General features: G+C 63.2%; 16 protein-coding genes. 5 read left to right on the forward strand and 11 right to left on the reverse strand.

Features of this window, described 5'->3' with window-relative positions; genetic code table 11:
* Positions 1-316 precede the first annotated feature (316 nt).
* The 6 genes from ISP15_RS01045 to ISP15_RS01070 all read right to left on the reverse strand — a co-directional run bounded on the left by ISP15_RS01045 (position 317) and on the right by ISP15_RS01070 (position 7221).
* Entirely contained in the window at positions 317-1120 is an 804-nt protein-coding gene (locus tag ISP15_RS01045) for a ferritin-like domain-containing protein (RefSeq protein ID WP_404544091.1), read from the reverse strand.
* Between the two features lie 56 nt (positions 1121-1176).
* Positions 1177-2652, reverse strand: a complete 1476-nt coding sequence (purF, locus tag ISP15_RS01050; RefSeq protein WP_404544092.1) for an amidophosphoribosyltransferase — start codon at positions 2650-2652, stop codon at positions 1177-1179.
* A 14-nt stretch (positions 2653-2666) separates the two neighbouring features.
* A complete protein-coding gene (locus tag ISP15_RS01055) occupies positions 2667-3263 on the reverse strand; it encodes a CvpA family protein (protein WP_404544094.1) in 597 nt (198 codons plus the stop codon).
* A gap of 25 nt (positions 3264-3288) precedes the next feature.
* Positions 3289-4266, reverse strand: coding sequence for an SPOR domain-containing protein (locus ISP15_RS01060; RefSeq protein WP_404544097.1), 978 nt, complete (start codon positions 4264-4266; stop codon positions 3289-3291).
* A gap of 195 nt (positions 4267-4461) precedes the next feature.
* Positions 4462-5772, reverse strand: a complete 1311-nt coding sequence (folC, locus tag ISP15_RS01065; RefSeq protein WP_404544100.1) for a bifunctional tetrahydrofolate synthase/dihydrofolate synthase — start codon at positions 5770-5772, stop codon at positions 4462-4464.
* Positions 5773-5913: 141 nt separating this feature from the next.
* Entirely contained in the window at positions 5914-7221 is a 1308-nt protein-coding gene (locus tag ISP15_RS01070; protein ID WP_404544104.1) for a diguanylate cyclase domain-containing protein, read from the reverse strand.
* Here ISP15_RS01070 and ISP15_RS01075 point away from each other — a divergent pair.
* The 3 genes from ISP15_RS01075 to ISP15_RS01085 all read left to right on the forward strand — a co-directional run bounded on the left by ISP15_RS01075 (position 7220) and on the right by ISP15_RS01085 (position 12143).
* Positions 7220-7486 (forward strand): hypothetical protein, encoded by a 267-nt coding sequence (locus ISP15_RS01075; RefSeq protein WP_404544107.1) that lies wholly within the window; start codon positions 7220-7222, stop codon positions 7484-7486. The two genes, ISP15_RS01070 and ISP15_RS01075, sit on opposite strands and share 2 nt — an antisense overlap.
* 87 nt (positions 7487-7573) lie before the next feature.
* Positions 7574-8599 (forward strand): aldo/keto reductase, encoded by a 1026-nt coding sequence (locus ISP15_RS01080; RefSeq protein ID WP_404544110.1) that lies wholly within the window; start codon positions 7574-7576, stop codon positions 8597-8599.
* Between the two features lie 688 nt (positions 8600-9287).
* A complete protein-coding gene (locus tag ISP15_RS01085; protein WP_404544111.1) occupies positions 9288-12143 on the forward strand; it encodes a bifunctional diguanylate cyclase/phosphodiesterase in 2856 nt (951 codons plus the stop codon).
* A gap of 29 nt (positions 12144-12172) precedes the next feature.
* On the opposite strand, the gene ISP15_RS01090 is transcribed toward ISP15_RS01085, so the two are convergent.
* From ISP15_RS01090 to ISP15_RS01100, 3 genes are all read right to left on the reverse strand, one after another.
* Positions 12173-12481, reverse strand: a complete 309-nt coding sequence (locus ISP15_RS01090) for a DUF3247 family protein (RefSeq protein WP_404544113.1) — start codon at positions 12479-12481, stop codon at positions 12173-12175.
* A 126-nt stretch (positions 12482-12607) separates the two neighbouring features.
* The gene (locus tag ISP15_RS01095; RefSeq protein ID WP_404544116.1) at positions 12608-12853 is read right to left on the reverse strand and encodes a hypothetical protein; all 246 of its coding nucleotides are present in this window, start codon (positions 12851-12853) and stop codon (positions 12608-12610) included.
* Positions 12854-12986: 133 nt separating this feature from the next.
* Positions 12987-14948, reverse strand: coding sequence for a hybrid sensor histidine kinase/response regulator (locus ISP15_RS01100; RefSeq protein ID WP_404544118.1), 1962 nt, complete (start codon positions 14946-14948; stop codon positions 12987-12989).
* 316 nt (positions 14949-15264) lie between these two features.
* On the opposite strand from ISP15_RS01100, the gene fdhF reads away from it, so the two are divergent.
* Together fdhF and ISP15_RS01110 are read left to right on the forward strand one after the other, a co-directional pair.
* Positions 15265-18237, forward strand: coding sequence for a formate dehydrogenase subunit alpha (gene fdhF, locus ISP15_RS01105; RefSeq protein ID WP_404544120.1), 2973 nt, complete (start codon positions 15265-15267; stop codon positions 18235-18237).
* On the forward strand, positions 18237-18716 hold the full coding sequence (locus tag ISP15_RS01110) for a DUF1641 domain-containing protein (protein WP_404544121.1): 480 nt from the start codon (positions 18237-18239) through the stop codon (positions 18714-18716). The genes fdhF and ISP15_RS01110 overlap by 1 nt, the downstream gene beginning before the upstream one ends.
* 68 nt (positions 18717-18784) lie before the next feature.
* On the opposite strand, the gene ISP15_RS01115 is transcribed toward ISP15_RS01110, so the two are convergent.
* Positions 18785-19843 (reverse strand): DNA topoisomerase IB, encoded by a 1059-nt coding sequence (locus ISP15_RS01115; protein WP_404544125.1) that lies wholly within the window; start codon positions 19841-19843, stop codon positions 18785-18787.
* Positions 19844-19984: 141 nt separating this feature from the next.
* Positions 19985-21391 (reverse strand): serine hydrolase domain-containing protein, encoded by a 1407-nt coding sequence (locus tag ISP15_RS01120; protein WP_404544128.1) that lies wholly within the window; start codon positions 21389-21391, stop codon positions 19985-19987.
* Positions 21392-21555: the final 164 nt, after the last annotated feature.

A 21555-nucleotide genomic window follows, 5' to 3' on the forward strand; every position in this document is an offset into this window, starting at 1 on the left:
TGAAGTTCCGGATGAAATCCAGAAAGAAATGAGAATGTCTATGATGGAAATAGGCAAATGCCAATTCCATAGAACATTCCTTATATCGGGCAAAGAAGCTTCGCCGCCATGTGTTGGCGTCGAGCCGCAATCCTCGTTGCGTCGTCGCGGACAGTACTGCGCAAGGCGAGAAAAACAGGGGCATGCCGAGACTTTCTTGCTGCGACTACCACGCGCTACTTACCGGAGGGTAGTAACCACCGCCACCATGCCTTAGACCGCACGCCTCTGCATCTTGCCAACGCAGTTGAGTGATGCCGCGCCTACTCAAGCCAGTTCAGACGGCGAGTATCGCAAGCCGGTTGAGTTCTTCGTCGTCGAAACCGGCCTGCAACCTGGCGGGACGATTGAAAGGGCCGCGCAGGTTGCATCCCATATATTCGCGCAGCAGATCGAGAAACGCTTCGCGCGAATCCAGCCCGTCGCGCTCGCAGCACCAGCGGAACCAGCGCGTGCCGGCGGCCACATGCGCCACCTCCTCGCGCAAAATTACTTCGAGGATCGCGATGGTGCGCTCGTCGCCGACGGCACGCAGGCGCTCGATCATGCCCGGCGTGACATCCAGGCCACGCGCTTCCAATACGCGCGGCACGAGCGCCATGCGCGCGGTGTCGTGATGGGCAGTTTTTCCGGCCATTTCCCATAAGCCGTTATGCGCGTCGAAATCGCCATAGGCATGGCCGAGTTCGGCCAGCCGGTCGGACAACAAGGCAAAATGACGCGCTTCGTCGTTGGCGCAACTGGCCCAATCACGGTAATACGCCGCGGGCATGCCGCGGAAACGGTAAACCGCATCCCAGGCCAGGTTGATGGCATTGAATTCGATATGCGCCACCGCATGCACGAGCGCCGCCCGGCCTTCCGGGGTGCCGAGGCCGCGACGCGGAACTTGCCGCTGCGCAACCAGGCGCGGCCGCGCGGGACGGCCTGGATCGCCAATCGGGGTGGGCGCTGGCGATGAGGGATCGGGCGCCAAATGCCCCGATTGCAATGCATTCCAGGTCGCGCGGGTCAGCTGTAGCTTTTCAGCAGGATCGCATGCATCGAGGCAGCGCCTGGCGGCGGCATGGAGGTCGTTCATGGCGGGCGTGGCCATTGGCCTTTTCTCTCACCGGTGGAGAGAGAAAAGAAAACACATTACGCGCTGCGCCGCGCGGCTTTTGCATCGTCCGAACGCAGCATTTCGATCTGTTGCAGGTAGTGCTGATCCAGCCCCGTGATGTATTCGCCGGAAAAACAGGACGTATCGAAGTGCTTCAGGTTTTCGTTGCCGTCCTGCACTGCCCAGATCAGGTCTTGCAGGTCCTGGTAGATCAACCAGTCGGCCCCAAGCATCTTCTCTACTTCCTTGTTGGTATGTCCTGCCGCTACCAGTTCGGAAGCAGCCGGCATGTCGATGCCGTACACGTTCGGATAGCGCACCGGCGGCGCGGCGGACGCGAAATAGACATTTCTAGCGCCAGCGTCGCGCGCCATCTGGATGATCTGGCGCGAGGTGGTGCCGCGCACGATGGAATCATCCACCAGCAACACGTTCTTCCTGCGAAATTCCAGCTCGACCGGATTGAGCTTGCGGCGCACCGATTTCACGCGCTCGCCCTGCCCCGGCATGATGAAGGTGCGCCCAATGTAGCGATTCTTGACGAAGCCCTCGCGGAACGGCACGCCCAGGGCTTCGGCCAGCGCGCTGGCGGCGGTGCGCGCGGTGTCCGGAATCGGAATCACCGCATCGATGCCGTGATCGGGACGTTCGCGCAAAATCTTTTCCGCCAGTTTCTGGCCCATGCGCAGGCGCGCCTTGTAGACGGACACGTTCTCGATCATCGAGTCCGGGCGCGCCAGGTACACGTATTCGAAGATGCATGGCGCATGCACGGCGCCTTCGGCGCACATGCGGGTGTGCAACTGGCCATCATTGGTGATGAACACGGCCTCGCCCGGCGCTACGTCGCGCAGGCGCTTGAAACCCAGGATATCCAGCGCTACCGATTCCGAAGTCACCGCGTATTCGCGCCCTTCCGCGGTGATGCGCTCACCGAGCACCAGCGGCCGAATACCGTTCGGATCGCGGAAAGCCAGCAGGCCATAGCCCAGCAGCAAGGCAAGGCACGCATAACCGCCGCGCGCCCGCGCATGCACGCCGGCCACGGCCTTGAAGATGTGGTCCGGCGTCAATGCCATCCGGTCCTGGATCTGCAATTCGTGCGCGAGCACGTTGAGCAGCACTTCGGAATCGGAATCGGTGTTGATGTGCCGGCGATCGTCCTCGAACATTTCCCGCCGCAGCGTCTCGGTGTTGACCAGGTTGCCGTTGTGCGCGAAGGCGATGCCGTAGGGCGAGTTCACGTAGAACGGCTGCGATTCGGACGAGCCCTCCGAACCCGCCGTGGGATAGCGGCAATGGCCCAGGCCGATGCGTCCGCGCAGGCGGCTCATGGCCGCCTGGGTGAAGACGTCGCGCACCAATCCGTTGTCCTTGTGCAGTCGCAGTCGCGCGCCGTCCACGGTCGCGATACCGGCCGCGTCCTGCCCGCGATGCTGCAGGACGGTAAGGCCGTCATAAAGCGCCGATGCCACCTCGGTGGTACCGACGATGCCGATGATTCCGCACATGGTGTTGCTACCTGTTATTTGTAATGCGTTGCGTTGGCCGCGCTCGAAGCGGCAGCCGGAGAAGTGGAGCTGTGCGCCGGCAGGTCGCCCGGCAATACCTTTGACAGATGCGCCGAAAAATTCTCCGGACGCAGGTGTTCACGCACGTTCGGCGGCATTTCGCGTTCCAGCCATGCCGCCATGCCCTTGAACTGCGGCAGCAGGGTCGATTGCTGCCACATCGGCTCGTGCGCAAACGAAGTCAGGCCGACCAGGAATACCAGCAGCGTGACCAGCAGCAAACCGCGCACGAAGCCGAAGATCATGCCAAGCAGGCGATCCGTGCCGCCCAGCCCGGTGCTGTCCACCAGCGTCTGGATCGCGAAGCGCACCAGTGCCCCCACGATCAGCACGGCGATGAAACAGATGCCATAGCCGACCAGCAGCCGCAAGATCGGCGTTTGGATCGCATGCTCGAAATGCGCCGAGACCGCCGGGCCGTAGGTCCATGCCACCCAGAACGCCGCGATCCACGTTGCCAGCGCCAGCACCTCGGATATGAGGCCGCGCCAAAGTCCCACAAGGACCGAGAGCACCAATACCGCGATGATGATGAGGTCGACCGCGTTCATGGCGTGATGGGCCTGTCCAGTCTGGTCAGTTGGCGCTTACGACGTTGCCGTCGAGGCCGAGCTTGGCCTTGATCTGCTCGCGCAGGCTCACCGCGTCGCTACGTTGGGTCTGCGGACCGGCGCGCACGCGCCAAAGGCGTTTGCCGCCGGCATTGACCGAATCCACGAAGCTGTCGAAACCATTGGCGCGCAATTTGTCGCGCAGGGCCATGGCGTCGGCCTGGCTGCCCATCGCCGCTACCTGCACGGCCCAGGCACCGGCGCGAACCGGCGTTCCCGCCGCCGGCGCCGGCACGTCGCCTTGCGGCGTGGTAGCACCGCTTTCCAGCCGGGCGCGGACACCTTGCACGGTCTGGCCGATCTTCAACCGCGCCGCTTCGGCCTGGGCGCGGGTCTCGAACGGGCCGGCGCTGACCAGCACCAAGGTCTTGCCGGCGCGCTGGATAGGCTCGCCGCGTACCGGATACCCCATGGCACGGACACGCTGCATCAGCCGATTGGCGCCCTCCGAAGCATACGCGCTGAGATTCACCGTATAGATGCCGCGCGCCGCGGTAGCCGGCGGCAACGCGGGCGTTGGCGGAGGTGGCGACGTATTGGCTTGCGGCGGGGCGATGGCCGGCCGGCTGTTGGTCACCAGGCTTTTGGGCGGCGTGGTGGGGATGGCCGGCTGTGATGCCTGTGGCTGCGCGGGTCCGGAAATGACCGGCGTTGCCGTATTGACCGATGGTTGCGACGGCTTGCCAGCCACGTTTACCGGCGACATGCCGTTCGCGCTCGGCGCCACGGAAACGGCTGGCGCGACGCTCGCATCCGGCGTCGCGGGCTGTCCGGAAAGGCTGACCGTCTTGGTCTGCAGGTCCCGATCGGGGGCCGGAGGTATCGCCAGGCTGACCGACTGATCAGTGCCCGTCGTCGAAGGCGACTTCCCCGGGATGAACATCGGCACGAACAGGATCGCCAGCGCAACAAGGACGGCAGCTCCCAACAGGCGTGTGTTCAAGATCGACTCCAGACAACCAGCTTGTGCGTGACGCGGCGGATTATACCTGCCCACGTCGCCTTGCATGACAGTTATTGGATCGGGCGCCTATGGATGCGCGGCTTCAGGTCCATCGACAGTATCTTGCGGCCTGCGCGAAGCGGGCCCCTAAGCCACCTCCACGGAGGGAAAGCGCATCGTTTGGATGGAGCGCGCTCAGCTGCCGGACTGCGCCAGCACCGCCGAAGCGACGAAAAACGAGCCGAACGCAAGAATGCGCTCGCCTCGGCGGGCCGCGTTGCGCGCGGCGGTCAGTGCCTGGCGTACATCGTCGTGGGTGTCGAAGGGCGCGCGCGGCAATGTCTGGTGCAACACGCCCGCCAGTACCGCCGCCGGCAGGCCGCGCGGCGTGTCCTGTTCCAGCCCCGCCAGGTGCCAATGCGCGACGCGCGCGCCCAGCGCCCCCATTACGCCACCCACGTCCTTATCGGACAGCGCGCCATATACCGCATGCACACGTCCACCAGGCTGAACATCCAGCCACTCCGCCAGCGCCCTCGCCGCTTGCGGATTGTGGCCCACGTCGACAATCAGCGCCGGGTCGCCACCCAGCGATTGCAAGCGGGCCGGCGCGCGCGGGAACTGCATGCCGATGGAGGCGATGCGCTCAAGCTCCACCGCATCGACCAGCGGCAAGGCATGCAGCGCGGCAATGGCCGCCGCGGCGTTCGCGTATTGCACCGGCGCGGCCAGGTCGGGATCGGGCAACTGCAGGCGCGTGCCGTCACGGTGCTGCCAACGCCAGCCGGTTGACCCACGCTCCAGCTGGAAATCACGACCGGCTCGCTCGACACGGGCACCGTGCGCAGCGAGCGCTTCCAGCAAACCGTCCGGCGGATCGGACTGGCCCACGATCGCCGGGCGATCACGGCGCGCGATGCCGGCTTTCTCGCGGCCGATGCTGTCGCGATCCGGTCCCAGCCATTCCACATGGTCCAGGTCCACCGTGGTGATGATCACCGCATCGGCATCGACCACGTTGACTGCATCCAGGCGCCCGCCCAAGCCCACTTCCAGCAGGGCGACATCGAGATCGGCGCGGGCAAACAGGTCAAGCGCCGCCAGGGTGCCGAATTCGAAATAGGTCAGCGGAATGTCGCGGCGAGCGAATTCGATGCGCTCGAAGCTCGCCACCAGCGCGGCATCGTCCGCATCCGCCCCGCCGATGCGAATGCGCTCGTTGTAATGGATGAGGTGCGGCGAGGTATAGCTGCCCACGCGCAAACCCGCCGCGGCCAGCATGGCCTCCAGGAAAGCGACCGTCGAACCCTTGCCGTTGGTGCCGCCCACGGTGATCACCCGGCGCGCCGGCGCCGGCGCCCCCATGCGCTGCCACACGGCGCGCACCCGTTCCAAGCCCAGGTCGACGCCCAGTGCGTGGATGCGCTGCTGATAATCGAGCCATTCGGAAAGGGTGGTTGGCTTCACGCGAAGCTCCGGGCCTGGGCCCGCGCAACATACGGGCATCGAGCCCGCGACACAATCCTTGTTGGCTGGCCCAAGCCCGCGGCGAGCGGGCCTTGCAGCAACCACGATGAAGACTTGCGCTCGATTTTTTACCGCATGCCATTGACGTAAAAGCCTGCGCTTTTGGCATGCAACAGAAAACTAGTCGTCCATACGAGTGGCGGCTAACGCAGCCTCGCTCTCCGTCCCTTCGCCGCCGCTACCTTCCTGCCGATAGGGTTTGCGCTCGTACATGGCAAGGTCCGCGGCGGCATACAGCAGCGTCGCATCGCCGGCATCCTCGGGGTACATCGATATGCCGATACTGGCCTGGATCGAAAGCGCATGTCCATGGATCGACATGCCCGCCGCCAATGAGCGCTGCAACCTGTGCGCGATGCCTTGGGCGGCTTCGCGATGATCGACCCGCGAAAGGATCACCGCGAATTCATCCCCGCCCACGCGCGCCAGCACGTCTTCCCCGTGCAGCTCTTCGCTGAAGCGCATCGCCGCCCAGCGGAGCAATTCATCGCCCACCGCATGGCCCAGGCGATCGTTGATCTGCTTGAAACCATCCAGGTCGATCATCAACAACGCCAGCGACTCGCCTTCGGCACGCGCGTCCAATAACGCACGACGGAGACGATCGGCGAACATGCGCCGATTCGGAAGACCGGTCAGTGCATCGTGCAGCGAGGCGTGTTCGGCATTCGACAGTTGCTCTTCGAGCAACGTGAAAATCATGCCGGTGGCGACCAGGAACTTGGGCAGGTTCCACACTTCCTCTTCTACGTGCACCGCCGGCCACAGCACGTCCATCAGATCGCCGACCGGAAAAACAAAGGCCCAGGCGATGAAACTGACCATGGTGAACATGACGCCGGTTGAAGCATCCGGCGCGCCCAGGCGATAGAACGCGGCAACGGCCAGGTAGTGCCAACACAGGATCCAGCTCACCGCCGAGGACAGCTGGTGGCTGGCCAGCAACGCACCCTGGACCGCATATACCACCACCGTCATCGCGGTTCGCCATCCACCATGGTTCTGCCCCGCACCTGAGCTGGCACTGCCGAACGCCCAGATGGAAAGGCCCAGTCCGGCGCAGGTCAGCAAGGCATACGGCCATGGCGAATCCACGCCATACGTCGCGCAGGCAATGAACGCGGCATCCGGCAGCGCGCTCACCAGGGCCCGGGTGAAATTGCGCCAGCGGTCGCCGTGGCGGCCGTTGCTGGCCCAGATGAAGGCGTTGGCGGCCAGCACCAGCATCGACACCGATATCGCATTGGCGCCGGATGCATCCCCTTCGGAATTCTGGCAAACGAACTGCGCCGCGATATGGATCAACAACATGATCCAACCGACCAGCCAGTAGTTGAGGCGTGTCTGGCGCGTGCGTCGGAGCAACGACCCGAACACCCCGATCAGGCCACTTATCGCGACGAAGTCAGGTACGACGGAGAAATTCATGCAGGCGCCTGAACCACCTCGCGGGAAGACCATGGAAAATTGCGCTGCCGCCCGGGCCTTGCCGCTGTACGCTGCGCGGCCGCCGGGCATTGGTCGCTCGCCGCTGCATCGGCCGCAGCAACAAAAACTTGAGGCGGCATGCAGGAAAAAACGCACTTTCTTTTGGTTGCGCCACGCAAACAAAAGAAAAAAAGCCAGGGGCGTTTTCCGCTATTGCACGGCACTGCCCGGTTGGCTTCGTTTCCTGCCCGATCCTCCGGCATGACGCAACGCTCACTTGCATTCAACGCGCACGCCGCTATCAGATGCGGGGATAAAACCATCGCACCCCAATCTCCAAGAGGACAGCTCCATGGAATATCGACGTTTAGGCGCATCAGGCTTCAAGGTTCCCGTGCTCAGCTTCGGCACCGGCACATTTGGCGGCAAGGGCGAATTCTTCGGCGCCTGGGGCAATACCGATGTAGCCGAGGCGCGCAGGCTGGTGGACATCTGCCTGGAAGCGGGCGTCACCCTGTTCGACAGTGCCGACATCTATTCCTCCGGCGCCGCCGAATCGGTGCTGGGCGAGGCGATCAAAGGCAAGCGCGATCGAGTGCTGATCTCCACCAAGGCCACTTTCCGTTCCGACGATCGGCCCAACAGCGTGGGTTCCTCGCGCTATCACCTGATCCAGGCGTGCGAGTCGGCGCTCAAACGTTTGGGCACCGACTACATCGACCTGTTCCAACTGCATGGCTTCGATGCCATGACGCCGGTAGAAGAAACGCTGTCCACGCTGGATGACCTGGTGCGCGCCGGCAAGATCCGCTACCTGGGCGTATCCAATTTTTCCGGCTGGCACCTGATGAAGTCGCTGGCTGTCGCCGACCGCTACGGCTACTCGCGCTACGTCGCGAACCAGACCTATTACTCGCTGGTCGGCCGCGATTACGAATGGGAGCTGATGCCGCTGGGCCTGGACCAGGGCCTCGGCGCGGTGGTGTGGAGCCCGCTGGGCTGGGGCCGCCTTACCGGCAAGATCCGCCGCGGCCAACCGTTGCCGGCCACGAGCCGCCTGCACAAGACCGCCGACGCCGGTCCGCAGGTACAGGATGATTACCTCTACCGTGTCGTCGACGCGCTGGACGAAATCGCCAAGGAGACCGGCAAGAGCGTGCCGCAGATTGCACTGAACTGGCTGCTGCAGCGTCCCACCGTCTCCACCGTCGTGATCGGCGCGCGGAACGAGGAACAACTGCGCCAGAACCTGGATGCGGTCGGCTGGAACCTCACCCCCGAGCAGGTCGCCAGGCTCGATGCCGCCAGCGATCTCACCCCCGCCTACCCCTATTGGCACCAACGCGGCTTTGCCGAGCGCAACCCGTCGCCAGTTTGATCACCCGTGCATTGATAACTCGGGGATACGCGCCTGCGGTCCAATAACGCCGTACGTCATATCTCCGGCAGGGCGCAGCCCAGGCGCGAGAATAAAAAAAGCCCGCCACGGAGCGGGCTTGGCTTATGCCGCGTGGCGGGTCGCGACCCGCCGCCGGCACGCATCAGGATGTCGCACTGATCGGGCGTGCCAGGATCGCTGGCCATTTGCCGCCCTTGCCGGTCGAATTGGTCATGCGCGCACGCAGTGGCCGTTCGGGTCGAAGCTCAGCAGGGGGAGACGATCTTTTGCGCATGCTTGGGAAATCAATGAGCCCGTTGAGGGCAGGTCGTCCACCGCCTGCACCTTGCTGATGCATCGCGGCTGTTAGCCACCATCCGGCAGGTGTGTGGCTTGCAACGGCTGTCCCAGCTCGGCCTCGGCTTGGACAAGCGCGGCGGCCGCAGCTTGTGTCGTCCATGCAATAACGGAAAGATTACGCTTTAACTAAAGGCGCTGGCTATTTGGTCGATAGCTTGGCAATGTACCTGCACGTTTACCTCCGCTCCAAATACTTTCACGTTTTTTGCACGGTAGGTACTCGTTGATAGGGACGCCATTAACGGCAAACTGGGTGGCCATGAGCCGAACTCTTCCTATCCCAGCACGACCCACACGCGAGCCGGAAAACGCGGCTTGGTTGGGCTGTTTGATCGAAGCGGCCACACCCGGCGAAGTCGGCACACTTATCGAGAACCTGTTCCAGTCCCAGCCAGGATGTCTCCAGGCCAGGGTGCTGCGGCTGGACGTGCAGAGCGAGCACCCGGAAGCCCCCACCTCCGCCGAGGAACTGCTCCTGGCACAAGAGGCCACCAGGGCGGTCGATGGCGTCAAGGTCTCGGTCGACGGCAGGCAATACGCGCTGTCGCTGCTCAACGAAGAACGGGTCGTGCTGTTGCTGATGCTGTCCGCCGAAGGGTCCGCCAAGACGGTCTTGGCCAATGCGGGGCCATACCTGCAACTGGGCGTGCGCCAGCTGCACCACGCGATCAAGCTGGCCGACCTGTACGACTCGCACAGCCAGCTGGAACATTCGGAAAACCTGCAGCGCGCATTGTTCGCCATTTCCGACCTGGCCGGATCAAACCTGGACATGCCGGAAATGCTGCGCGAAATCCATCGCATCGTCAGCGGCCTGATGTATGCGGAAAATTTCTTTATCGTCCGCTATCACCCGGAACGGGAAACCCTGCGCTTCCTGTATTACGCGGATATCAACGACCAGGACCAGCCCGACACCAACCGCGACATCCGGCTGGAAGATCGCCAGCACACACTGACCTGGTACTTGCTGGCTCAGGGCAAGCCCCTGATGGGCAGCAACGAGCAACTGCTCGAACAGGTCGATGGCCCGCTCATCCTTTCCGGCCCGGACAGCGATGACTGGCTCGGCGTGCCGATGCTGCATAACGGCCAGGTGCTGGGCGCGCTGGTGGTGCAGAGCTACGGCAGCGGCATCGTCTACTCGCGCGACGACCTCGCCCTGCTCGAATTCGTCGGCAGCCATATCCTCACCGCGCTGGCGCGCAAGGAAAGCAAGGACGAACTCGAACTGCGCGTGCGCCAGCGTACCGAAGAGCTGGACCGGGTCAATCGCGGCCTGCGCCAGGAGGTCCGTGAACGCCACCGCGCCGAGCGCCTGCAGGAAGCGCTGTTCCAGATCGCCCAACTGGCCACCGCCGACATCGACGAGAACACTTTCTACGAGCGCGTGCATACCGTGGTTGGCCGGCTGCTGGACGCCAAGAATTTTTTCATCGCCCTGCTCAGCGACGATCGCACCAAACTGGAGTTCCCTTATTACATGGATGCCGGCGTGCACCACACGCTGACCCGCCCGATCGGGCGCGGCCTGAGCGAATACGTGCTGCGCCGCGGCCAGCCGTGGTCCGGCAGCCGCGAAGACATCATGGAACTGGCGCGCAAAGGCGAAATGGTGCCGCACCATATCGGCGAACCGTCCGTCTGCTGGCTGGGTGTGCCGCTGAAAGTCGACGAGGCGGTGATCGGCCTCGTCGTGGTGCAGAGCTACGACAAGAACACCAGCTACGGCGCGCCCGAACAGGAATTGCTCAGCTTCGTCGCCCTGCAGATCGCCAACAGCATTTATCGCCGGCGTTCCGCCGCGGCACTGCACATGGCCAACCTGCGGCTGGAGCACCGCGTCGAAGAACGCACCCGCGAACTGCGTGCCGAAATCGTGCGGCGCGAGCAGATGCAGCAGCAATTGCACCATCAGGTCATGCACGATCCGTTGACGGGCCTGCCCAACCGCGGCTATTTGCGCGAACGCCTGGACCGCGTGCTCCAGCGCATCCAGGGCGAGCCGAATCGCCGCTGCGCGCTGCTGTACATGGATATCGACCGGTTCAAAGTGATTAACGACAGCCTTGGTCACCTGGCTGGCGACGAATTCCTCAAAGCCATCGCCATGCGACTGCTCACGCACGTGCGCGAGCCGGACATGGTGGCGCGGCTTTCCGGCGACGAGTTCGCGATTCTGCTCGAAGACATCGAAATGATCGCCACCGCTACCGCCATTGCCGACCGCGTACTGCAAGCGGTGGCGGTGCCCCTGCGCATTTCCGGCAAGGAACTGGAGCCCTCCGTCAGCGTGGGCATCGCTTGCGGCGATGCCAGCTACCTCGATGCCGACGAATTGATCCGCGATGCCGACATGGCTCTCTATCAGGCCAAGCAACTCGGCCGCAAACGCTTTGCCGTGTTCGACGAAGCGCTCGCCAAGGACATGGTGGACGTGCTGGCGATGGAGAGCGAACTGCGCAAGGCGCTGCGGCAGAATGAATTCGAACCGCATTTCCAACCCATCTACCGGCTCGCCGACAACAAGGTGGTCGGCTATGAAGCGCTGATCCGCTGGAACCACCCGCAGCGCGGCCTGCTCAAGCCGCACGATTTCGTCAAGATCGCCGAGGACAGCGGCCTGATCGAGGCCATCGACTGGCGCCTGTTCGAACTGAGCTGCCGGCTACTCGCGCAACAGGCTCCCAGCGACCTCTTCATTACCTTCAACGTGTCGGCGTTGCACCTTCGCCATACTGATTTCGACACCCGGGTTTTGAAGATGCTGGAACGCACCGGGCTTTCGCCGTCCAGGCTCATTACCGAAGTAACAGAAGGCGCCTTGCTGGATAATCCCGAGAGCGTGCGCACCGTGCTCGATCGCCTGCGGATCGCCGGCGTAGGGGCGGCGCTCGACGATTTCGGCACCGGCTATTCATCGCTGAGCTACCTGCATTCGCTGCCGTTGCGCATGTTGAAAATCGATCGCGCCTTCGTGCTGGAGTTGGACAAGGACGGCCGCAGCAACAGCACGACGGTGGTCGCCGCCATTCTGGCGCTCGCCCACGCCCTCAATATCCAGGTAATCGCCGAAGGCATAGAAACCCAGGCCCAACTCGATACGTTGCTGAGCATGGGTTGCGAAATGGGACAAGGTTACCTGCTCGGCCGTCCCGCGCCGCTGGCGCATTGGACGGAGTGACCACTGCCCATTTCCACGCATAGCTCGCACTACGCCCTGCTCGTGCCAGTCCGCACCGAGTCCAGGTGTTCGATGTCGCGGATGTCATCCAGCCACACCAGGCCATCCCATTCCGGACGTTGGCTATCGATCAGACGCACTACCCCGTTCATGCCTTCCTGATGGTCGGCGTCGAGAAAAACCTGCACGGTGGGCGTGACGCTCACGACGCCTTCCACGGCAGCGCCATCGCGCCTGACGATGCGCACCGCTGCGTTGACGGCAAGTTGGTCCACCCACTGTTGCAGCAGCGCGATATCGCTGGCTGCGGTGTAGACCCGTTCGGCTCTGCGTCCCATGACCTGACCTTCGCTGGTTCGTAGGAGATCAGCTTGAAAGGCCGCGCGTAAAGCGGATGTGGCAGGCCCGTGATGCGTTTGCCGCATCCTCCAGCCTGCGCTGTGGAATCGCGGCAGCGCGAACGCCTACGCCTTCAGCTTCATCTGCGCAGGCACTTGATGCTTGTCCTTGACCTCCCGCAAAAGTTCCAGCACACGCGCGCGCTTTTCCCGCCGCTTCTGGTCTTGCGCGGCCAGCAATACCTGCCGCCTTGTCATGCCCGCAGGAGCCGGTCGCGCGGTGGATTTTGCCGCAGGATGGACGATGCGGTTGAAGTAATCGGACCATGTGCGGATATGCCATGGCGAATGAGACGAGTCTTGGGCGTTCATGAATCGGCCTCCACCACAATGGACAATGACCCGCGGCAGCCATGCGCTGGGCGGACGACCAATGTGCCCCAGGTTCCGTTACGTGTCCGTAACGCCGACGGTAATGAAGACTTACCATCCGGCGCACATGGGCTCAGGCGTGCAGACGCCGATCCGACATGGCCTTGGTGATCGCCTCGGCAAGGTCCGTCCGATCATAGGGCTTGGCCAGGCGGGTGGCGCCGTCGCTCAGGTCCGCGGGAATCTCGGCATAGCCGGTGGCCAGCACTACCGGCAACGAGGGCCAGCGGATGTTGACCTCGCCGATCAACTGGGCGCCCGTCATGCCGGGCATGGCGTGATCCGTAATCAGAATATCGACGTCCGGTTTGTTTTCCAGTATCTGCAGCGCATCTTCCGCCGACGGAACTTCGATAACGTCGTGCCCGAGGTCCTGCAGTACCGCGCCGGTGGCGTTCAAGACCAGCGGATCGTCGTCCACCACCACCACCCGCAGGCTGCGCAGGCGTTGCAAGGATTTGGGCGGCGGCAGCTCTTCCTTTGGCGCCAGCACGACCGTACCGGAATGGACGCCGGGCAGCCACAGTTCGACGCGGGTGCCGAAATTCCTGCTGCTCTTGATCACCATCCGGCCGCCCGATTGCTCGATCAGGCCATGCACCATCGACAGCCCCAGCCCGGTGCCCTTGCCCACGCCTTTGGTGGTGAAGAACGGCTCGGTCGCCTTGGCCAGCGTTTCCTCGTCCATGCCTTCGCCCTCGTCCGTGATGGAAAGGCAGACGTATTCGCCCGGCGCCAACCGGGTGGTGTGCGAGGCGTCGATGGCCACGTTCCTGGCGGCAATGGTGATATGGCCACCTTCCGGCATGGCGTCGCGCGCGTTCACGGCCAGGTTCATCAAGGCCAGTTCCAGCTGGTTGGCATCGGTCCGCACCGCATTCAGCGATGCCGGAAACAATGTACTGATATGGACCAGCGGACCCAGCGAACGGCGCAGCAAGTCGGTCATGTTCGCAACCAGCGACACGATGTCGACCGGGGCCATGCGCAATTCCTGCTTGCGGGCGAAAGCCAGCATGCGCTGCGTCAACGCCGAGCCTCGCTTTACCGCCGATTGCGCGTTGCCCAGCAATCGGTGCAATGGCGAATCGCTGGGCAATTTAACCTCCACCATATCCAGGCAGCTCTGGATCACCATCAGGAGATTGTTGAAATCGTGCGCCACCCCGCCGGTGAGCTTGCCGATCGCCTCGGTCTTCTGCGACTGGAACAGCGCGTCGCGCGCACGGTCCAGCTCCCTGGCCGCGTCGCGCTGCTCGGTGACGTCGCGTGTGATCTTGGCGAAGCCGATCAGGTCGCCGTTGTCGTCCAGGATGCGGTCGACCACCACGTGCGCCCAGAACCGCGAGCCGTCCTTGCGCACACGCCAGCCTTCGCTTTCCGTGCGTCCCACCGACGCGGCCAACGCCAGGTTCTTCTGCGGCTCGCCCGCTTCGCGGTCGGCCTGCGTATAAAAGCGGGAAAAATGCTCGCCGATGATTTCCACCGGCAAATAACCCTTGATCCTCTCGGCGCCGTAATTCCAGCTGGATACGTGGCCGCTGCTATCGAGCATGTAAATCGCGTAGTCGGTAACGCTTTGCACCAGCAAGCGGAACTGCTCGTGGCTGCGGCGCAGGGCTTCTTCGGCTCGCTTGCGATCGGTCAGGTCGCGGGTAATCTCGGCAAATCCGATCAGTTGGCCGTGATCGTCGCGGATCGGGTCAATCAACGCCTGTGCCCAGAAGCGGCTGCCGTCCTTGCGAAGGCGCCACCCCTCCGTTTCGATACGTCCCTTGCTGCAGGCGATTTCCAGTTCGCGGCCGGGCACGCCTGCCGCCTTTTCTTCTTGCGTATAGAAGCATTCGAAATGGCGTCCGATGATTTCCTCGGCGGTGTACTTGGTGATGCGTTCCGCGCCCAGGTTCCAACTCGCCACCAGGCCTTGGGGGTCCAGCATGTAGATGGCGTAGTCGGTGATCGCCTCGACCAGGAGGCGGTACTTCCGCTCGGCGGTCATCGTTGCGTTGGATAACGCGACAGGTTTTGCGGACATGGGTGCCATTCGCCTTCCGGGCATAGTTGAAACAAGCCACAACACTGCGTCAATAACTGATGGGGACTCACGGCGACTACCTGCGATGATGACCGTTCCGCACGCAACATTTCTGCGGCGGCGCTTAGCGGCCGATTGTGGACCCTGGATGAATTTCACGAAACCCCCTGGCGCACAATTCACGACAACCGATCAATGCAGCCGTTTCACCCGCGCATCACCTGGCTTAACCGGCACGCACACCGGCACGATGGCAAAAAGCAAACCAGCCTTGTGACATATCAAGGCCTTATTGCCCTTTTCTGCCGAGCGCGCCATGCAAGATGCCCTGTGCACAGTTCTGATTGACGGCTTCGAACACCGTCTTGTATCCGGCGAACGACTGATCGATGCGCTGAAAACGCTGGACATCGACGTTCCGCACGTGTGTTACCTCAAGGCCCTCGGGCCGCTGCAAACCTGCGATACCTGCCTGGTGGAAATCAACGGCGATCTGGTTCGCGGCTGCGCGGCAACGGTGCACGAGGGCGACGTAATCGTCACTTCTTCGCCGCGAGCGCGCCAGGCGCGCGAAGAAGGCATGGACCGCATCCTGTCCAAGCATGAGTTGTATTGCACCGTATGCGAAAACAATACCGGCGATTGCCAGCTGCACAATACTTTCGCGAACATGGATATCGCCATCCAGCGCTATCCTTTCAAGCGCAAGCCGTACCAAAAGGACGAATCGAATGCGTTTTATACCTACGATCCGGACCAGTGCATTCTCTGCGGCCGCTGCGTGGAGGCGTGCCAAAACGTCGAGGTCAACGAAACGCTGAGCATCGATTACAGCAGCCCTCATCCTCGCGTGTTGTGGGATGGCGGCAAGCCGATCGGACAATCCAGTTGCGTCTCCTGCGGCCACTGCGTAACGGTCTGCCCCTGCAATGCGTTGCTCGAACGCACGATGCAACCGGATGCCGGCCCCTTCACCGCGATTCCGGCAGTCACCAAGCGTCCGTTGATCGACCTGGTCAAGGCACTCGAGGACACCACCGGGACGCCACCGGTCACGGCCGTCTCCAAGATCGATATCGCGTTGCGCCAGAGCGAGATCAAGCGCACCAAGACCGTGTGTACCTATTGCGGCGTGGGCTGCTCGTTCGAGATGTGGACGCGCGATCGCCACATTCTCAAGGTGCAGCCGATGGAGCAAGCGCCGGTCAACGGCATTTCCACCTGTATCAAGGGCAAGTTCGGCTGGGATTTCGTCAATGCCAAGGAGCGCCTGACTACGCCGCTGATCCGCGAGTACGGGAAGTTCCGGCCAGCCAGCTGGGACGAAGCGCTGGACCTGGTCGCCACGCGCCTGACGACCATCCACGAGCAGCACGGCTCTAAGTCGATCGGCTTCATCGGTTCCAGCAAGGCCAGCAACGAAGAGGCCTATCTGACCCAGAAGATCGCCCGGCTGATTTTCCGCACCAACAGCGTCGACAATTCGTCGCGCTATTGCCAGAACCCGGCGACGCAAGGCTTGTTCCGCACCGTGGGTTACGGCGGCGACGCCGGCTCGATCAAGGATATCGAAGCGGCGTCGCTAGTGATCCTGGTGGGTTCCAATACGGCCGAATGCCATCCGGTGATCGCCTCGCGCATCAAGTCATCGCACAAACTGCATGGCCAGAAGCTGCTGGTGGTCGACCCGCGCAAGCATGAGATGGCCGAACGCGCGGATATTTACCTGAAGGCCAAGGCGAGCACCGATCTGGTGTGGGCATGCGCCACCGCCCGCTACATTTTCGATCACGGCCTGGAAGACAAGGCATTCCTGCAGCAACACGTCAATGGCGTAGAAGAATTCCGCGCGTCGCTGGAACCGTTCACGCTCGAATTCGCCGAACGCATGACCGGCCTGTCGCAAGCGCAGATCGTACAAGCCGCCGAGATGATCGCGCACGCGCCCACCATATGCCTGTTGTGGGCCATGGGCATCACCCAGCACAGCCATGGCTCGGATACCAGCACCGCGCTTTCCAACCTGCTGCTGGTCACCGGCAACTATGGACGGCCCGGCACCGGCGGCTATCCGATGCGCGGCCACAACAACGTACAAGGCGCGAGTGATTTCGGTTGCCTGAAGAATGTTTATCCCGGCTACGAGAAAGTCACCGATCAAGAAGCACGCGAACGCTGGGCCAGGGCCTGGGGCGTGGCGCCGGAATATCTTTCCGGCGAAGTGGGCCTGGACAACTTCAGCATGGTGGAAAAAGCCGCCAAGGGCGAATTGAAGGCAATGGTGGTGATCGGCGAGGAAACCGCCATTGCCGATGCCGATACGCGCAACGTGATCGAAGCTTTCAGCAAGATCGATTTCCTGGTGGTGCTGGATATGTTCGTGAGCCGCACGGCGGAGTTCGCCGATGTGGTATTGCCGGCCTGCCCCAGCGTGGAAAAGGACGGCACCTTCACCAACACCGAACGCCGCATCCAGCGCTTCTACCAGGTGATGGAGCCGCTGGGCGACAGCTGGCCGGATTGGCGCATCCTCACCGAACTGGCGCGCCGTCTCGGTCACGATTGGGGCTACACGCATCCCTCGCAGATCATGGCCGAATGCGCGGGGATCGCGAAGATGTTTGCCGGCGTCAGCTACGAACGCCTGGAAGGCTGGAAGTCACTGCAATGGCCGGTCAACGCCGACGGCAGCGATACGCCCGTGCTCTACACCGACGGCTTCCACTTTCCCGACCGCAAGGCCAGGCTGTTTGCGCTGACCTGGGAAGAACCCGCCGAAGCCGCCGACGGACAATTCGACCTGATGCTCGACAACGGCCGCCTGCTGGAACATTTCCAGTCGACCAACCAAACCGGGCGCGGGCCGCGCATCAAGCACGAATCGCCGAACTGGTTCGTCGAAGTCAGCCCGGAACTGGCCGCCGAACGCGGCATCGAGGATGGCACCTGGCTGCGCGTCATTTCCCGCCGCGCCGAGGTCGAAGTGCGCGCCACGATTACCGATCGCGTCAGCGGCAATACCTTGTACATACCCATCCATCAATCCAAGCCTGGCGTGAACACGCTCACCGGCGAACATCGCGATACCGAGGTGAATACGCCGGCCTACAAGGAACTGGCCGTGCGCATCGAAAAGCTGCCCAAGCCGAAAGGCGAGCCGCCCTTGCCCTACCGCAACCATCGCTACGGACGGCGCACGCCCAACCTCGGGCCCAGCGCGGAGCAAAAGTGGGAGCGCCGCGAATATGCCGAACCGCCGGCAACCATCGAACATCCCGAGACACTGTGATGGCCGAACCTATTTCCTATCAGACGATTCCTCCGCGGATCGAGCCCACCGCCCGGCAAGAGCTCGATCGTTTGCTCGAAACCCTGCACCGGACCGGCGTGCTGCGGCTGGCCAACGATTTTGCCGCCGGACGGCAGGATATCGCCGGCATCCTCGTGCATGGCCTGAACCTCGAAGGCTCGCGCAACGCGATGCAGAATATCGCCGCGCTCGCGATGGTATTGGCGCAGGTGCCGCCGCCGGAGTTCTACAAGGCAGCGTCCACCTTGAAAGATATGCTGCTCGCCGCCGCAGCCGAACCCGATCCCGACCAGAAAGCGCCGGGCGTGCGCGGCCTTTACCGTCTGCTCAATGATGATGACACCTGGCGCGCCTTCTCGCCGTTGCTGCGCGCGTGGAGCGCACTCGGCGCAGGCCTGCGCAAACCCGCGCCCGAAAAACCCATTTCCGCCTTTACCGGCAAACCCAGCAACGCATAACTGCGATGGAGCAGGCGTGCGCGCGACGGAACGATACGCCGCGCGCCGTCGCATAGTTTGTATTTCGCCTATGACGCACGCTGCTTCAGGAAGCGCAAGGTCGCGCGTTCCAATTGCCGCGGATGCGCCGCCACGGCAGCGGGAATGCATTGGCCCAGGCTTCCGTCCAGCCATGCATCGAGCACCTGCGGTGCGATATACGACGCCCGGCAGACCGCTGGCGTATTGCCCAGCCGTTGCGCCACCTGCTTGATCGCGTCGGCCAATGCGGCGCGCCGCGCCCTCTCGCCGCCTTTGGTCGGCAGTGGCGTGCGGCAGAGGACGCCCGCCGCCGTCACCGTGCCGCCCCAGGTGCGGAAATCCTTCGCGCTGAACTCGCGTTGCTCGCCGTTGCCGGCGGCTTCGCATAGATAACGGTTCACCAGCGTCGAATCGATGGGATGCCGTTTGCCATCGTCGTCCAGATACTGGAACAGTTGCTGTCCCGGCAGTTGCTGCACGCGACGGATGATCTGCATCAACCGCTTGTCATCGAGCACCACATCGCGATGCACGCCGCTCTTGCCCTTGAACACGAAGTGCAATCGCCCGCGCTCCTGGCGCAGATGGCGGGAGCGCAGCGTGGTCAAGCCATAACTTTGATTATCGCGCGCGTAGCTTTCGTTGCCGACGCGAATCAGGGTGTCGTCCAACAGGCGCACCACCAGCGCCAGCACCTTGTCGCAGGGCAGCCCCGGCAGCGCCAGATCGTGGCGGACGCGCCTGCGCAAGGAGGGCAGCGCCTTACCGAACGCCAATAGCCGGTCGAACTTGCCGTGATCGCGCAGGCGGCGCCAGTCCGGGTGATAGCGATACTGCTTGCGGCCGCGCGCATCGCGTCCACAGGCCTGCAAGTGACCGCGCGGATCTGCGCAAATCCATACCTTGGAATAGGCCGGCGGTATGGCCAGCTTGCGGATACGCGCCAGTTCACGCGGGTGCGTCACGCGCCGGCCGGCGTGGTTGTAATAGGCAAAGCCCTTGCCCCGGCGCATGCGCAGCAAGCCGGGTTGCAGGTCGCTGACGTAGACCAGGCCGGCGGATCGCACCTCCTTGCGCAATGCGGGATCGGGGCTGCGTTTGCTCATTGCTGTCGAGTATCAGCAACGGCGGTCAATGATTCGTGCACTAGCCTGCCGAACCTTTTATAGGTCGTACCGACACCCGGTTTCATCGGACGCGGCGGCATGGCAGGCATGCCATGCCTGCCTGCCATGCCACGTCACTGGCTATCGCTGTGCAACAGTCGCATCCGCGCCAGGCCGCGTGGCGCGAATCACCGCGGCAATCAGCGCCATGTCGTCCTCCATGCCGAAATCCGGCGGCCGTGAATAACCGAAGCGCACGACGACCAGCTTCTCCGAAGGAATGACGTAAATGCGTTGTCCCAGGAAACCGCTGGCGTAGAACCCGTCTTTCGGAAAGCCGTGCGCGACGCGCCAGGCAGCCGATTCGCTGGGCCCGTCATTGGTCCAGAAGCCGGCACCATAACCGGTACCCAGCGTGGCGCGGCGCGACCATTCCACCCAACCCTCCGGCAGGATGCGCTGTCCGTCGGGAGCGATGCCATCGTTGCGATAAAGCTCGCCGAAGCGGGCATAGCTGCGTGCCGGTGCATAGACATAGGACGAGCCGAAGAACACGCCGGAGCCATCGAACTCCATCGTCAAACCACTCAGCCGCGCCGGCTTCAGCAATTCCCGTTCCGCAAAGCTGCGCATGCCCGCCGCGCCCCCGCCCACGGTCTGGCCCAGCAGGCGGTCCAGGATCAAGGTGTTGCCCGAGGTGTAGTCCCACTCCTTGCCAACGGGATGGCCTAGCGGAAACTTGGCGGCATAGCCGGCCATGTCGTCGCTGAGATATTCCATCCGCGCTACCGGGCTGAAACCGTTGTCGGCTTCTTCCACGCTGAGCCCGCTGCGCATGCGCAGCAAATCCTCAATGGTGATGCGTGCGCGCGGGTCGCCCGGACCGCTCCATTCCGATGCACCAACCGGCTGGTCGACACGCAGGCGTCCTTGCCGCACCAGGATGCTGAGCAGCGCGTTGGTAAAGGATTTCGCCGCCGAGTAACTCAGCAGCGGCGTATCGACGCCAAAACCCTGCGCATAGCGCTCGGCGATCACACGGCCGTTTTTTACCACCACAACGGCTTTGACATCCTTGATCGGCTGCCCGGCGTGTTCGTCGAAGACCTGGTTCAGCGCCGCGTTGATCGCCGGATCGCGACTGATTACCGCGGCGGCCGGAGCGAATCCGTCCAGCACCGGCGCCGGCAATAGAGGGCGCGGCGGCGGCGCGGGTGGGGTATGCGCATACGCAAGCCGGCAACCGTAGCCCGGCGTGAAGTCCGCACGCGCATGGAAAATGCCGAGGAAGCTCGTTTCGACGCTGCGCTCGGCGCGATCGACGCGATAGTGCACGAACTGTCCCAAGGGAGCGCCGATGATCGGCTGCACCAGTTGCTTGAGTGTCGCATCCGGGTCCAGGCCCGCCACGAATACCGCCGAACACAGGTTGTGCGCCGCCATGCCGGCACCAACCCGTCCAGCGCGATCCGGCCGGTAGATCGCCAACGCCGAAACCAGCGCCACCAATACGACCATCCCCGCCCATCTGCCGATCCGCTTCGCCATGCCGTTGTCCTCCGTTGGTTTCGATGAGACGAGCATGCGCCGGCACAGGGAGCGAAGTGCGCGCTTTGGGGACGAACGCCGGCATGGCAGGGACGAATTCCGTGCAAGCCGCTTTTAACGACGGACACGGCTGCATGCCGAAGGCCGGATAGGCATTATCCTTG

The sequence above is a fragment of the Dyella jejuensis genome, assembly GCF_044904675.1.
Lineage (GTDB): Bacteria > Pseudomonadota > Gammaproteobacteria > Xanthomonadales > Rhodanobacteraceae > Dyella_B > Dyella_B jejuensis.